Consider the following 14,150-nt stretch of genomic DNA (forward strand, 5'->3'; position numbering starts at 1 on the left):
CACTGCCCGTCAAAGGACCATCTTGCCATATGGTCCGGATGCCGGTTGGGGTTGTCCACAATGGCAACAGAAGCCGCAGTCAGGCCGCCAGCGCGGCACTCTGGTCGCTGCCCCATGCGCCTAACAGCATCCCCGAGGCGCACAGCATCGCGGAGGATTCGGCAGAAAGGAGAAGACCCAGTCGGAGGCCGTCGCAGGAAGCCGCGTCGCCAATCGCCCAAATGCCGGGGACGGAGGTGGTGAGATCGCGCCCTACTGCGATCCCGCCGTCGGAGGCAATCAGGAGACCTGCGCTTTCGGCAAGCTCGCTGCGCGCGATACGTTCCTCGGCGAGGACCACGAGGTCGCCGTTCATGCTGCTGCCGTCTTCGAACAGGATGCCGGTCGCCGCCGACGTGGAACCTGAGGTGGAACGAACGACGGCGGCTGGCCGGAGGGTGGTGCGGACGGGACGGACACCGCGGGCCCGGAGCACGGCTTCTGCCTGGCCCGCTGCGGGACCATTGCCCACGAGGATTCCCAGCGGGCGCCGGCCGACGATCCTGGTGACGTCCTTGATTGCTTCACCGATGTCCGCGGCGTCGTCGATGGTGGAGTAGCTCAGACCGTCTTCGGCCCCGGCGACCGGCGGAAGGCTTGGAGCTGAACCCGTGGCGATCACGAGTTGGTCGTAGGAGAACTCCATGCCGTCCACGGTGGTGACGATCTTTGCTGCGGCGTCGATGAAGCTTGCCGGCTGCCCGAACCGGACCGAGACCTGCGGCAGTTCTGCCAGTTTCAGGAGCGCCTCGGGGCATTCGTCGCGATTGCTGAGCACGGTGACGGTGCCATCGAAGGGGCGTTGCCGGGAACCTGAACCGCTGCCGGCCAGCCGCCGCACCAAAGCCTGGGCTGCGGGACCTGCGCCTGCAATGACGATGTGAACGGGTGTGGAGGACATGTTTGGCCCTTTCGCTGGCGTGACCTGTTGATCATCAGCGTAGGGTGCCGGTTTTTCGCGGGTGTTTCCCCCTTGTTGCCATCTTTTGCAGATCGGTAGCGCGCTGTTTACCAGCCGGTAATAACGTGGATCACAGCGGAGTTAGCGATCACAGTGGAGTTCAGTACCGTGACAGCAACTCCCGCAAACCGTTGGCGGCGAAGGAAGCGACGGCCTCCGCCCGGTCAACGAAGCCGTGCGCACCCACTGGCTCCACAGAGGCCAGAAGCCCAGCCGCGTCGGCCAGGCTCATGGTCAGCTCGGCGGTCAGGCTTCCCGCCGGCAACCCGTCCACTTGCAATACTGCCTGGCGCGAGTCGGTCCAGGCATCCGGACCGGGATCGTCCCGCAAGGTGCGGGTCAGGGACACGTCCTGCCACCCGCCGTCGAGCCTGATCCGGGCACGGTACGTGACGTCGTGGCCTTCTGTTTCAACGCGTCCATCCGAGAAAAAGACGCGACCGCCGAAGAGCGGGTGCTCCAGGAATCCGGTGAACTGTGGGGGCACAGTGGACCCGGCCGTGGGCAGCATGACGGTTGCCTTGAACGTCAGGGGTGAGCCGTCCAAGTCTCCGCGTAAGGTGTCGTTGAAACGGACACCCGCAGCCGGTTCTGTCATGGCGGTGCAACTGGCATCTTTCGGGACGCCGGCCGTCGTCATCGTGTCCACGTACGCCCGGGCGTCCCGGTATCCCATGCCGATCAGGGTATCGGCGTCGATCCTTCCCAGATAGAACTCGGGATCCAGCGGCAGCGGATGCTCAGGACGCACCACGTGCAGCACAAACTCGCGTCCAGCCGCGCTCGCAGCCTCGAAATCAGCGAGAAGGGCTCCCATGGCGCTCATTTCGATCATGTGGACGTACTGCTCCAGGGGTCCGTCACCCCAATAGGGCGAGTTGCCGATGCACCAAATCAGCCACACTTCCTCCGCTCCCCGACGCAGGGCTTCGGCTACATTGGCGTCGCGCATCCAGACGGCGTCCGTCCAGATCTTTCCATCCCGGCGCAACGGTGTCAGGAAGATCGGCAGTGACATTCCAGCGGCCATAAGCTCCGCGTCAATGGCGGTGGCATCGATGGCGTGGCAGCGCTTTTCGGTGAATTCCACGACGTTGAAGGAACCTTCGACGGCGCCCGGTTCCGCAGCGCGGCCCCGGATAGTCGCATCATTGATCCCGAGTGCGGGAAAGACCTTGTTCAGGATGCCGTCCGCGTCCCCAATAGCTGGCAGCGCCCACGGGCCCTTGAGGTAGTCACCGATCGGCAGCGCCGAGCCGAAGTCCTTCACGTTCACGCTGGACCAGCGGGTGCACATTTCTTCCGGCGACACCCCGGACAGCAGCATCCCCGCCGTCAGGATCCCGCCGGAGCTGCCGTCAACATGCTGGAACTCCAGGCCTTCTTCGGCGAGCGCCCGCATGACGCCGGCCTGCCAGGCCACCCGCATCCCGCCACCGGCGAGCACCAGTGACCTTTTCACAGTCCGGTTCCTCCGGCCATGCCCCCACTGATCCTGCGCCAATAGACGAACAGGAGCACCGCCGTCGCGAGGTCAAAGAAAGCCACCAGCAGCGCGACGGGTGAGAAGACGCCGTTCAGTACCCCGATTCCGACGGCGCCGAATGCCCCGGCTTTCTGTACTCCGGACCAGAGCACCACTTCGGGGGAGGGCGCCGCGTTAAGCAGGGTGTGGAGGAGCAGTCCGCCAACCACCACCATGAACATGCCCACTGTGCCGAACAGTTGCCGCATTCCAGGAGTGGGGTCGGCGCCGATCAAGGGCAATATTTGTCCGCCAAACGGGACCTGCACGGCACCGGTCAGCACCGTGATGATGGCGATCGCTGCGAGGATGGCGCGCAGTGGATCGGCGGTGGTCCAAGCCAGCACGCCGGGGCGTCGCGCTTGATGGTGAGTTTGGTTATGGGGCGTGGGCTGTGCCGGCTGCTGGGCGCTCATGCGAAGGACTCCAGCAGGCGTCCACGGTCCACGAGCAGCCACACCATGGCGGCCCAGGTCAGCGTAGAGACGTAGAAGCGGATGTCGTTCAGCATCATCCAGCGCTTCAGAAGGGTGCGGAGTTCGGCGTCGTCCGCGAAGTCGCCGCCGCGGATGCGCTTGTTGATGGGGATGATGATGCCTTGGCCGACCCAGGTCAGGACGATGATTCCCAGCAGGCAGATGATGGCTGGGATGACACGGATGGTGCCCCACTCGGACCACACCAGGATGCCGCCTGAGATGAACATGATGGGCACCACGACCGTGAAGAACTTGGTTGCTGCGCGCGTGGGGATACCGAAGTGCATGTCGACGTTCTCACGGGCCAGCGAGCGCCATGTGGGGTACAGGAAGAATTTGAGGACCCACATGGTGCCCACATACATCGTGGCGCCGAACAGGAAATAGAGCGCGTTGATGAGCAGTAGCCAGTTCATTGGAGGCTTCCCGGAGTAGCGCGGGGTACGGCGCCGGAGTCTCGTGCTGTGCCCATTGGCGCCGTCCCTGCGATCCTGCTCCGGTCCGGCGGGGTCAGCCATTCCTGGCTCTGGCCCAGGTTCACGACGCTGTCCAGCATGTCGCCTCCGCGAAGGGCTGCTGCGGCGGATTCTGTAGGTGCGGTGAGGAACCAGGCTTCGTAGTGGTCGTCCAGGACCCCGTGGGCTTGTGGCAGCCAGGCGGTGAACACAGGTTTGCTTTCCACCTGCAGGTTCTTCAAAGGCTCGACGCCGGGCGCGTCACCGAGGATGAGGCGCGCCTTGGCCTGTCCTCCGAGGGCGATGTCTCCGGTAGCTTCGAAGTAGATGTCCGATTTCCAGAGCATGTTCCGGAATACGCAGTAGTTCGAGGCAGCAAGCTTCAGCGGCAGGCCAAGTGGGTCGGGACGTTCGATCTCGATGTAGCAACCCAGCCTGCCGTCTTTGTCGTATTGCGCTGACACGGTGGAATCAGTGACCACGAAGTCCAGGTTGGCCTGGTGCTTCGGCATGCCCCAGATTCCCTTGCCACCTTTGACCGATACCTCCGAACTGACGGGCAGGTCCACCACGAACTGCCCCAGCTTGAAGGTTTTTTGGAAGATCAGCGGGAGGATGGGCGGGGCCGGCCTGCTGCCGTGGGTGATGGCGATGGCCAGTGAGTATTCGATGTACTTCCCGATGTCCGTGGACTTGTAATTGACCACGGTGACCACCAGCAGCCCTTTGCCGCCAAGGCTGAAGGGCCTCATCTCGGTACCGGGGAGTGCGGCCGCTGCGGCTTTCTTGTTGATGGGGAAGGCCGCCATGAGCACCGGGGAGTCGTCGGAATTGACCGGCATGACGTACTTGATGCCATCGGCCAGTGCGTGCTGGCCGCGGAGGCGTTCCTGGCGTCGGGGAACCGGCGACGGCATGAGCTTGAGCAGGGGAGTAACCAGTTCGGTAAGTGTTTTCATGACCTTGGCTCCTGGGTTTTGTTGAGCTCCTCCACGATGACCGGGAAGGTGTCCTGCCAGGCATGCTCGCCGAAGAAGACGTCCAGATGTCCGTAGCCGGGGATGAGGTGGAGCGAGTCCTTCCCTGGCCGGTGCTTTTGGAAGAATTCGAAGGTGCGTTGCTGGCTTTCGGGAAGGAAACAGAGGTTGTCCAGCCCGGCGATGAACGCGAACCGCGCATCGGTTTGGGGAGCCTCGGCCACAAAGTTCTCCGGCAGTTCCGGATGGTTTCCGGCAGCCACCATGTGCCCGGCTTTGATGCTGCGGCCCATCTCCTCGAAGAATGTCACCGGGACCTCGGCGAACTCGCCGCTGAGCCATTGGTGAGTGGCGTCGTCGAGGTTTTCGTGGGCCCAGAGCGCCGGGTGGCCACTGCCGTAGGTGAAGCTGACCATCTTGCAGACGATGTTGTCGCACTCCCGATGGGTGGCTTTGACCAGGCCGCGGATGGCCCGCGTGAAGTAGCCCTGCGATTTATAGCCCCATGCCGGGGACAGATAAGGGGTGAAGATCTTGACCACGGGCGTGAGGTAGTCGATCTTAAGCCGCGAGAACACAGGCACCACGGGATGCAGGGACACCGCGTTGGAGACGATGGTGTCCACCTGAGGCAGGAGACCGGCCACGGCGGACATGGTGAACGACGTCGATCCCTGGCAGTGGATGACAGCCTTCATCGTGTCCGCTCCAGTCGCATTCAGCACATGCTCGACGGCGGCAGGGTGGTCGTACACGGCGGCGTCGGCGAGCGTCCAGGACAGGGGATCGAGGTCGATGGACGCCCTCCAGTTCAGCATCCACACGTCCCATCCATCCTCCAGCAGGACGTCCACGATGGTGGTCCGGACCGGAGGCCTGAACAGCTCTGCCCGCACGCCGGAACCATGGACCAGCATGACAGGCCCTTTGGTCACTTCCACGGGCGATGTCACATGGACCAGGCTCAAAGGGGTGTTGTCCCGGGCACGGAACGGGATGACCTCGGTCCGGTGCTCGGCACGGGTGATGATCATGGTGCGGTTCCTTTCCGCGTGATGGTGATGGGTTCTTCAAGCAGCCGCACGGCGGGCAGGCCGGATTCCGGGACCAGCCGCGCGCCGTCGTCGTTCTGTACCAGCTGCCAATCGCGGCAGACTGTGTCCACCACAAGCGGGTAGACAGTGAGGTTGCCGTCAGCGGCGAGGTGGAGGCGGAGGAATCCTTTATGGTCTTCGATGGATTGCCCGGACATTTTCCAGGTAGAGACTTCACCGGTTGGCGTCGCCAGGATGAACAGGGCGAAGGCCTCACTGCCAAGCGCCCAGCCACCCAGATACACCACCGCGAGCGCCAGCAGCAGAATCACGACGTCGGGCCAGCCGGCCGGCCAGGGAAGCAGGATCACGACGGCGGCACTCACCGCAAGGGCGGACAGCTGGTAGAGCGCGCCGCGGGTGAAGACCACGATTCCTGCCTTCGCCAGCCCGAGCGATCGTGCGAGCAGTGCCACGACTCCGAGCAGGAGTGGCATCGCAAGGATCAAGATGACGATGAGGAGCAGGGTGTTTCCGTGGGTCAGGCTGCGGAGGCTGTCCACGAACGATTCCCCGCGGAATGCGCTGAAGACTGTCCAGAGCGTTAGTGCAGCGATGACGTGGACAATGCCCAGGGACAAACCGAAGCCAGGGTTGCGGATGGGAAGCCAGTATTGCGAGAAGGGGTTCGCAAGCCTCGGACCGAGCAACTGGGAGTCGGCCTGATCCGGGTAGAGGGTGGGCATGCGGGTGAAGTGCCGGGTTGGTGCTTCTTCGTGGTCGCCGTGGGGGTTTCCGGGTTGGGTGACGCTGGAGGACATGCCCGGTGCGTTTTCGTGGCAGGGAAGGACGAGGTGATCCGGGAGCCAATGGGCATCTGAAAGATAGGCGCCGCCCAGGCCGCAGGTGATCATTTGCGTTCTCGTTGAGTCCGGTGGGAGGTTTTGGGCGCCCGGTCTGTCAGGGCCCGGTTCCTCCGTCGGCGTTCGTTCCTCGTAGCGGGAATAGTGGTGCAGGTCGCCGGTGAGCCACAGCCGGACGTTTGCGCCCGTGGCCTCGAACAGGCCGGTCTCGGGATTGAACCGACGCCTCAGGTAGTCCTGCTCGAAAAAGTTGACCTGCCTGAACTCATTCGGCCCCGGGTGCTCGGCGTCAACCCAAAAGGGAGCCGCCACGCACAGGATGATGGCGTCCCCTGGTTGGAGTTGGAGTGTGACGTTCCGGTAGAAGTAATCCAGTTGTGGTTCGTCGATGTACTGTCCCAGCTGGCTGTCCAGGCCCAGGAGCCACCAGCCCGGCGTACCGTCCTGTGGTTCATCGGGACCCTGGGTGCCCGATTGTCCGGTGAGCCGCACCGCGAAGTAGCTGCGGGTCTGGATGGTCCGCCAGCCCCCGATGCTTCGTTGCCGGGTGAACATCCGGATGAACGAGGTCAGGCCGTCGTACCAGTCGTGGTTGCCGGGGAGTGCGAGCATGATGGGTGTGGGATTGTGCTTGGTGGGCAGCGCCATCCGGTACGGTCCTGCCATCCGATTCTCGTAGGCAGCTGGTGAGGCGACGGGGTAGACCTCATCACCCCCGAGGACCAGCACGCTTCCGCGGGGGAGCTCATGGCCCTGAACGGTTACCTTGTCCTGGGCGAGCAGCATTGCGACGGAGTAGGTCGCGTCGAAGCCGTCGCCAAGATCTGCGGTGTAATCGAGCCACAGATCAGCGGGGCTCAAGGGCTCGTCGGGCTTTGTGGTGCGGGATGCCTCAAGCTCTCCGGGGTTTGGAAGCCCGCGGCTCGTGACCGGCGGCTGGGCTGGTTGGCCGGGGACCGGGAGTTTATCCAGGCGCAATTGATCGGCAGGGAAGCTCCCCTCAAGTTCCCTCTTGTCACCGAAGTCTGCGAACACAGTGGCTGCCATGACTTTCAATGCCGTCCGTGCCAGCGACATCGGCGAGAGCCAGCGAACCGCTGCCTGGGGAGTGAAGCCCAGGACAGTACGGTGCTTCGCAAGCTCCCAGCTCTTCATCTGCGTGGCCGTCGCAGTGGTCTCCGGACCGGGAACGGGACCCGTTTGAGGCCCCGCCCGTAGACCTCCCACAACTCACCGGCGAACAATTTCATGAAGGACGCCAAACCCGCGGCCGGCGCCGGGCCCTTGGCACGGAACGTGGTCAGTTGCTTGGCGAAGTCCAAGGGGCGGATGTACAGAATGCCGGCACCGAAGACATCCTCCTGGCCTGGCTCCTGCCCGCCTGGCTCCTCAACGTCAACCGCTTCCGACGGCGGAACATGGCCGCGCAGGATCGTGGCGGACAGCGTGGTCGTGTCCTGCCAAATATCCAGCCCGGCCTCGTTATGGATCAGCTTGTACCCGGTGAACGTGAACGGCGTTCCGCCCGGGTCCCGCAGCCACAACCGGTACAGCATGCGCCTGGCCGGCCTGCCGTCGTCGGAAACGTCCTCCACAAAGAGGTTGAACCAACCACGTTCCACCGGCATTCGGCCGCCGAAGTAGTCTGCGAGGATATAGCCCTCGGCCTTGGCAGGGTGGCTCGGATCCTCAACGAACGCGTGCATGTCCTCGGCGGTAATCGTCAGCTCGAACATGATCCTGCGGCTCCGGTCCCTGCCCAGGCTTCGCCCCTTCTCCGGATCACTGAGACCGGGACTGAACCAGCCGTGCATCTGCTCCGTGAAACGCACAGAGGTGGTGGCGTCTGTCGCCGCTGGTTGCTGGTCTTGGGGTCGCGGCAGCCCCAAACCACGGCTCCTTGCTGCCGTCGTGGCGGTTGCGCCGTCTGCGACCGCGCTCGCGGGCCGCTCCTCGGGCGCGCCCTTGCCCTTGGTAGCGTCCGGCGCCAATTCGCGTGGAGCCGAAGCGTCGAGGTCGTTGGCCCGGCTGTCAGCGCCAGCCGAGTCATCACTGGCCAGGTCGTCACTTCCAGCAGCATCGGCGGGGGTAATTCCCCTGTGTCCGGCACTGTGGGCGTTCTCCAGGATGTGACGGCATGCACGTTCGGCAAAAGCGGAAATGGTCAGTGAAGGGTTGGCGCCCACCGGGCCAGGCATGGCTGCCCCATCCATCACGAACAGGTCGGGATAACCGAACACCTCGCCGTAGGAGTCGCACACCGCCTCGCCAGGGTGGCGGCCCGATGGTGCCCCGCCGATGGGGTGCACCGTGATGACACGTTTGGCCCACCACAGCGGGTTGTCTACGAAATCTCCGTCGAGGTCCTTGGCGATCTCGGACATTGTTCCGCGGACGCGTCCGAAGTAGTCCTTGGACGTGGCCATGGTCCATGCAATGGCGAGTCTTCCGTCGCGAAGGGTCATGACGCCGTCGGGGATATCTCGGCCCATCCCCAGCAGCGGCACCGAACTGGAGGAGAGGCGGCCGTCACCCAGCGCAGCGGCGAGGTCGGCGGAGACGTTCGAGCGCCCGGCGTCGAACAGCCTGTCCATCAGCAGTTGGCGGGCAACTTTGGCTGTCCGTTTGACGGTGGTGCTGAGTTGGGCGGTCTCCATGAGCCAGTTCATGAAGGCTGGATACCCGGCGTCCTCCACGTAGTAGCCGCGACCATCGCCGTCGTCGTCGTTGGAATCGGCGATCCTGATCGCGGTGGTGATGACGGGTCCGCGGCTGCCGGTGAGTGTTCGCACTCCGGGTGGGGATCCGTTGGCGGCCGGTGTCTTGGCGTCCATGATGAACGTCAGGAGATCGCCGTTGCCACTGAAACGGGTGCCTATGGCGTCGCTAAGGGCGGGCAGGGAGCTTCGATTGCGCAGGAGCAGGAAGTTGGTGCCGAAGGTGCCGGCGCCAAGGATGAGCCGGCGGCAGTGAATGATCCGCTCCTTGAGGAGCTCGCCTTGACGCTCAGGATCGTGCACCACGTAGCGGACTTCGTAACCTCCCCTGGCAAGTGGCCTGATCCCGCGGACATCGTGGAACGTGCGGATGTCCGCCCCCTGATGAGCGGCCGCCGAAATGTAGTTGTGGTCCAGGGTGTTCTTGGCGCCGGCATTGCAGCCGATATCGCATTCACCGCTGAGCGTGCATGTGGTGCGGACGGTGTTTGGTCCGTGGATGCTGCCGTAGGCGGGAAGGGGGAGTGGCCTGTTGGTTTGTGGTTCCTTGGTGGGGTCCGTGGAAAAGGTGACGGCGATGGGTGGTCTGCTGATAGGTAGGCCAAGGGTTGCGGCGGTCTTCTCCATTGCCATGGTTTTAGGCGTGTCGTCATACGGATAACGGACAGGTTGGAGCATCTCTTCTGCGGCCTTGTAGTACGGATCAAGGTCCGCCCGTGTGAAAGGCCAATTCTCGTAACCGCCGCCGGGAATGGGGGACTCGTTGACGAACCATTTTTCGTCCTTGCGAAGGAGGACGTTGGCGTAGATCAGTGAGCCGCCGCCCAGGCCGCTGGATACCAACCCCTCCGTGCCCCGGAAGGTCCACGCATCGAAGAGCCCGTACAGTCCGCGATCCGGGTCCCAGAAATTCCGGCCCATTTCCGCCGGCGAACGCGCGAAACTGCCGGGCGGATAAGGCTTGCCGCGTTCCATGAGCACCACGGATTGCCCGGCCTCGGCCAAGCGAAGGGCAGCCACCGAACCGCCGAATCCTGAACCGACCACCACGGCGTCAACCTTTTCGATGCCTGGTTCCCCGTGCCGGGCAATGCGGCGTGCCGGATCAGGTGCTGGTTCCGCACCCGTATTGCCACTGTTCCCGGTCCCCAGACGACCCATGGCCGTTCCTCTCAGAGGAAAGCTGACCTGAAGGCAGCCCCGGCGTGACCGGCGGTGCCTCCGGACTATCGCCCTTATGTTCCCACCGGGCCGGGGATCTGTCCATGAGGTGGAGTTATCCGTTGATCCGGCGTTGCTCGCCGACTGTCATGGGAGGATGCGCGTGAAGTTGAGGTCGAAGTCGTGCTCAAGCGGTCCGCCTGGGTAGGTTCCCCGCTCCCATCGGCCCGTGATGGTGTTCCCGTCCTCGCTGATGCGTCCGATGTAGCGTTGCGGCCAATCGGGTCCATCCCGGAAAAGGGTCCACACGTTCTCTTCCAGGGTCATGTCCAGGATGCGGGCGACGCCCCGGGAATCGAAGTAATGCTGCTGAAGTGCGCCGTCTGACCCTGTAGCGCCGATGGTGCAGATGGCATTAGGGAATTCCGGCCTCTCAACAGTGGATCGCTGGATAAGGAAGCCGCCGGCTGGCAGCCATTCGAACGTTGTCCGGCCCACCGCGTCCATGCCGGGGGCAGTGGTCTCCCATTCGCCGACCAGGATGTTGAGTCGCTCCAGCAGTTCGGATGTCATGTGGTCCTCCTGAGATGTGTAGCCCCAGTTTCCGCCGTAGGTGGCCGATTTGGCGAGAGCTGCCCTGGTTGGCGAAGGTTGCCCAGTGACATGATGGGCGAATGAGCCAAGTGACGTGCGATTTGACCATCTCCCTGGACGGCTTCGTTGCTGGTCCCAACCAGCGGATGTCGGAGCCCTTGGGCGACGGCGGAGAGCTTCTGCACCGATGGATGTTTGAAGAGCCCGAAGCCAACGCGGCCCAGGTTGAGGAAATCCTCGCCGCCGGCGCCTTCATCATGGGGCGGAATATGTTTGCGGGACCGGGCCCAGACATGTGGGACAAGGAATGGCGTGGGTGGTGGGGTGAAGAACCGCCATATCACGCGCCGGTTTTCGTCCTGACACACCATCAGCATGAGCCGCTGGAGATGCAGGGCGGCACCACGTTCCATTTCGTGAACGACGGGATCGAATCCGCGCTTGCACAGGCGCGGGAGGCCGCAGGCAGCAAAGACGTGGCCATCGCTGGCGGAGCCCAGACGGCCCGGCAGTACATCCAAGCGGGGTTGATGGATGAGTTGCGGCTCCACATTTCGCCCATGACTCTTGGTGGTGGCGAGCGGTTGCTGGACGGCGTGGGTAGTCTCAAGCTTGAGCCTACGGAAGTGGCCGGCACCAAGCTCGTCACCCACGTTCGGTACCGCCTGCCCCGGTAAACGAACCTACCGGTAAACGAACCTACCCCGCGCGCCTGACCGGGGCCGTGGAGTTACGCACCACCAATTGCGGCATGAGGCGTTCGTCGGCGATGGGGGCGTCCGGATTATTGAGCCGTTCCAGGGCTACTGTGCCGGCGGTCCGACCCAGTTCAACAGCATGCAAGTCCACGGACGTGAGGTCGATGCCATGCAGGTGGGCGGTCCTTGTATTGTCGTAGCCCACAAGGGACAAATCTTCGGGAATGGAGAGTCCCCGTGCGTAGGCGGCCTCACGAACGCCTAGCGCCAACTGGTCGTTGTGGGTGAAAATCGCAGTCGGCCGGTCGGAATTATTCAGCATCTGCGCGGCGGCGCGCTGTCCTGCATCCGGTGTGAAGTCCTCTGCTGCCACCGTCTGCGGTGAGAGCCCGGCGTCGCGCATTGTCTGCTCGTAACTCTGGCGGCGGACGACGTGGCCGTCGTAGACCGGGCCAGAAAGATGGGCGATGCGCGTATGGCCAAGTCCGAGGAGATGCTCAGTTGCCGCTCGTGCGCCCGCAAGGTCATCGGAGTACACGCTGTCCACGCCGTGCACCGGCCGGGTCACACTCACCAGGGGGACGATCCGGGCCATTTCTTGCACTCGTTCATCTGAGTCCAGCAGCGTAGCCGCGATGATAATTCCAACACGGGCCTCAATCAGGGACTCCAGCGCGCCCGGATCCACGCCGTCCACGGACCGCGAAACGCTTAAAATGAGCCGGTTGTTGTCTTGGGGGAGCGCGGTCCGGACGCCGCTGAGGACATCAGCGTAGATCTCGTTGCGGATGTCCAGCAGATAAAGCCCGACGGCGGAACGGTGCTTGCGTGCCAAATCGGCGGCCACGGCGTTTGGCCGGTACCCGAGACGCTTGGCTGCCTCGAAGATGGCCTGCTTTGTCTCGTGGCTGACACCGGGTGCGCCGCGGAAGGCGAAGGACACCAAGGTCCGGGAGACGCCCACTTCGCGCGCGACGTCGCTTTGCGTTGCGGGGCGGTGCTGAGAATCAGGAGCCATAGTTCATCCTCCCACGGGGAAAAGAATGAAAATTTGTCATTTGTTAGATTGACCTTACATTTAAGCCTTTCGCGCGTTAGTCTGTACTTCAGGGCAGGCGACTATGGCCTGCAACACACCGACAAAGGAGTCCTGATGTCTGCTACGCAAACGCAGAGCAAAGGAACCGGCAATGCTGCCCTTCCTCCGCTAACCAATGGCCCGCATCGTAAGCGACTGGGCCTTGTTGCCCTGGTTGCTACGTTCGGGGGCCTGCTGTTCGGCTACGACACTGGTGTCATCAATGGCGCGCTGAGGCCAATGACAGCCGACCTCGCACTGACACCGCTGACGGAAGGGATCGTCACCAGTTCACTGTTGTTTGGGGCAGCTGCCGGAGCAGTCGGCGGCGGGCGCCTCTCGGATAGCTGGGGCCGTAGGAAGACGATCATCCTCCTGGCCGTGCTGTTCCTCATGGGTACGCTGGCCTGTGTGTCGGCGCCAAGCTTCGAGGTAATGGTCATCGGGCGCGTCATCCTGGGCCTGGCCGTTGGCGGTGCTTCCACTGTGGTGCCCGTCTTCCTGGCCGAGCTGGCCCCCTACGAAATCCGTGGTTCCCTGGCTGGGCGGAACGAACTCATGATTGTCATCGGCCAGTTGGCTGCGTTCGTTGTCAACGCCATCATCGGCAATGTCTGGGGCGAAGTCGGCGGAGTCTGGCGCATCATGCTCGCTGTTGCCGCACTGCCCGCCATCGCACTGTTCTTTGGCATGCTGCGGATGCCGGAATCTCCACGCTGGCTCATCTCCAAGGGTAGGAACCCGGAAGCCTTGGCAGTGCTCAAGACCATTCGCTCGGAGGACCGCGCCGAGGCAGAAATGGCAGACGTGAAGCACCTGGCGGACGAAGAAAGGGCGTCGAGGGCTACCTCATGGGGCGCGCTGAAGGACAAGTGGATCCTGCGCATCATTCTTGTAGGCATTGGGCTGGGCGTTGCCCAGCAGCTGACGGGCATCAACTCGATCATGTATTACGGCCAGTCCGTACTCGTTGAGGCGGGATTCACTTCCAATGCCGCGCTCGTCGCCAACATCGCGCCCGGTGTGATCGCCGTCGTCGGCGGTGTCATTGCGCTGACGCTGATGCAGCGCGTCAACCGCCGCACAACGCTGCTCCTGGGTTTCACCCTGACTACGGTTTGCCACTTCCTCATCGGTATCGCGTCGATCGCCCTTCCGGTGGGCAATGCGGCCAGGCCTTTCGTGATCCTGTTCCTGGTGGTGGCGTTCGTGGGATCGATGCAGACATTCCTGAACATTGCTGTGTGGGTGATGCTGTCCGAGATCTTCCCGCTGCACGTCCGCGGCTTCGCCATTGGCCTGTCCGTGTTCTGCCTGTGGATCGTCAACGCCCTGCTGGGTCTCTTCTTCCCCACACTCGTTGCCGGGATGGGGATTACGGGAACGTTCTTCCTGTTTGGTGTTGTGGGCATCTTCGCCTTGGTGTTTATCTACACACAGGTCCCCGAAACCCGTGGACGTACGCTGGAGGCACTCGAAGAGGACGTGACCACTGGCGCCATCTACCTGGTGCACAAGAACTAGTCACTCTTCCAAAAACGCCGGAGGGGAGCGACACTCAACACGTCG

Annotated in this window: 12 protein-coding genes; 2 read left to right on the forward strand and 10 right to left on the reverse strand. The window is 63.3% G+C overall.

Annotated elements, in window-relative coordinates; all coding sequences use genetic code 11:
• Positions 1 to 79 precede the first annotated feature (79 nt).
• From AB4Z15_RS07675 to AB4Z15_RS07715, 9 genes are all read right to left on the reverse strand, one after another.
• The gene (locus AB4Z15_RS07675; RefSeq protein WP_442006289.1) at positions 80 to 940 is read right to left on the reverse strand and encodes an FAD-dependent oxidoreductase; all 861 of its coding nucleotides are present in this window, start codon (positions 938 to 940) and stop codon (positions 80 to 82) included.
• 160 nt (positions 941 to 1,100) lie between these two features.
• Positions 1,101 to 2,462 carry a patatin-like phospholipase family protein gene (locus AB4Z15_RS07680; RefSeq protein ID WP_442016790.1) on the reverse strand — a complete coding sequence of 454 codons (1,362 nt, stop codon included), beginning with the start codon at positions 2,460 to 2,462 and terminating at the stop codon, positions 1,101 to 1,103.
• The gene (locus AB4Z15_RS07685; protein WP_442016791.1) at positions 2,459 to 2,941 is read right to left on the reverse strand and encodes a hypothetical protein; all 483 of its coding nucleotides are present in this window, start codon (positions 2,939 to 2,941) and stop codon (positions 2,459 to 2,461) included. The genes AB4Z15_RS07680 and AB4Z15_RS07685 overlap by 4 nt, the downstream gene beginning before the upstream one ends.
• Positions 2,938 to 3,420, reverse strand: coding sequence for a hypothetical protein (locus tag AB4Z15_RS07690; protein WP_431119171.1), 483 nt, complete (start codon positions 3,418 to 3,420; stop codon positions 2,938 to 2,940). Before AB4Z15_RS07690 ends, AB4Z15_RS07685 begins: the two co-directional genes overlap by 4 nt.
• Positions 3,417 to 4,418: an acetoacetate decarboxylase family protein gene (locus AB4Z15_RS07695; RefSeq protein WP_442016792.1), complete on the reverse strand. Its 1,002-nt coding sequence runs from the start codon at positions 4,416 to 4,418 to the stop codon at positions 3,417 to 3,419. The genes AB4Z15_RS07690 and AB4Z15_RS07695 overlap by 4 nt, the downstream gene beginning before the upstream one ends.
• Complete coding sequence (locus tag AB4Z15_RS07700; protein ID WP_442016793.1) at positions 4,415 to 5,470, reverse strand: esterase; 1,056 nt, start codon at positions 5,468 to 5,470, stop codon at positions 4,415 to 4,417. The genes AB4Z15_RS07695 and AB4Z15_RS07700 overlap by 4 nt, the downstream gene beginning before the upstream one ends.
• Positions 5,467 to 7,488, reverse strand: a complete 2,022-nt coding sequence (locus AB4Z15_RS07705; protein ID WP_442016794.1) for a hypothetical protein — start codon at positions 7,486 to 7,488, stop codon at positions 5,467 to 5,469. Before AB4Z15_RS07705 ends, AB4Z15_RS07700 begins: the two co-directional genes overlap by 4 nt.
• Complete coding sequence (locus AB4Z15_RS07710; RefSeq protein ID WP_442016795.1) at positions 7,485 to 10,211, reverse strand: GMC oxidoreductase; 2,727 nt, start codon at positions 10,209 to 10,211, stop codon at positions 7,485 to 7,487. Before AB4Z15_RS07710 ends, AB4Z15_RS07705 begins: the two co-directional genes overlap by 4 nt.
• A 147-nt stretch (positions 10,212 to 10,358) precedes the next feature.
• On the reverse strand, positions 10,359 to 10,784 hold the full coding sequence (locus AB4Z15_RS07715; RefSeq protein ID WP_442016796.1) for a hypothetical protein: 426 nt from the start codon (positions 10,782 to 10,784) through the stop codon (positions 10,359 to 10,361).
• Between the two features lie 101 nt (positions 10,785 to 10,885).
• Here AB4Z15_RS07715 and AB4Z15_RS07720 point away from each other — a divergent pair, with 101 nt between their 5' ends.
• On the forward strand, positions 10,886 to 11,482 hold the full coding sequence (locus AB4Z15_RS07720; protein WP_442016797.1) for a dihydrofolate reductase family protein: 597 nt from the start codon (positions 10,886 to 10,888) through the stop codon (positions 11,480 to 11,482).
• 22 nt (positions 11,483 to 11,504) lie between these two features.
• Here the strand turns inward: AB4Z15_RS07720 and AB4Z15_RS07725 are convergent, their stop codons facing one another.
• Positions 11,505 to 12,521, reverse strand: a complete 1,017-nt coding sequence (locus tag AB4Z15_RS07725; protein WP_442016798.1) for a LacI family DNA-binding transcriptional regulator — start codon at positions 12,519 to 12,521, stop codon at positions 11,505 to 11,507.
• A 135-nt stretch (positions 12,522 to 12,656) separates the two neighbouring features.
• Between AB4Z15_RS07725 and AB4Z15_RS07730 the strand changes: the two genes are divergently transcribed.
• Entirely contained in the window at positions 12,657 to 14,105 is a 1,449-nt protein-coding gene (locus AB4Z15_RS07730; RefSeq protein ID WP_442016799.1) for a sugar porter family MFS transporter, read from the forward strand.
• Positions 14,106 to 14,150 lie beyond the last annotated feature (45 nt).

The sequence above is a fragment of the Paenarthrobacter sp. 2TAF44 genome (assembly GCF_052114885.1).
In the GTDB taxonomy this organism is placed as follows: Bacteria; Actinomycetota; Actinomycetes; order Actinomycetales; family Micrococcaceae; genus Arthrobacter.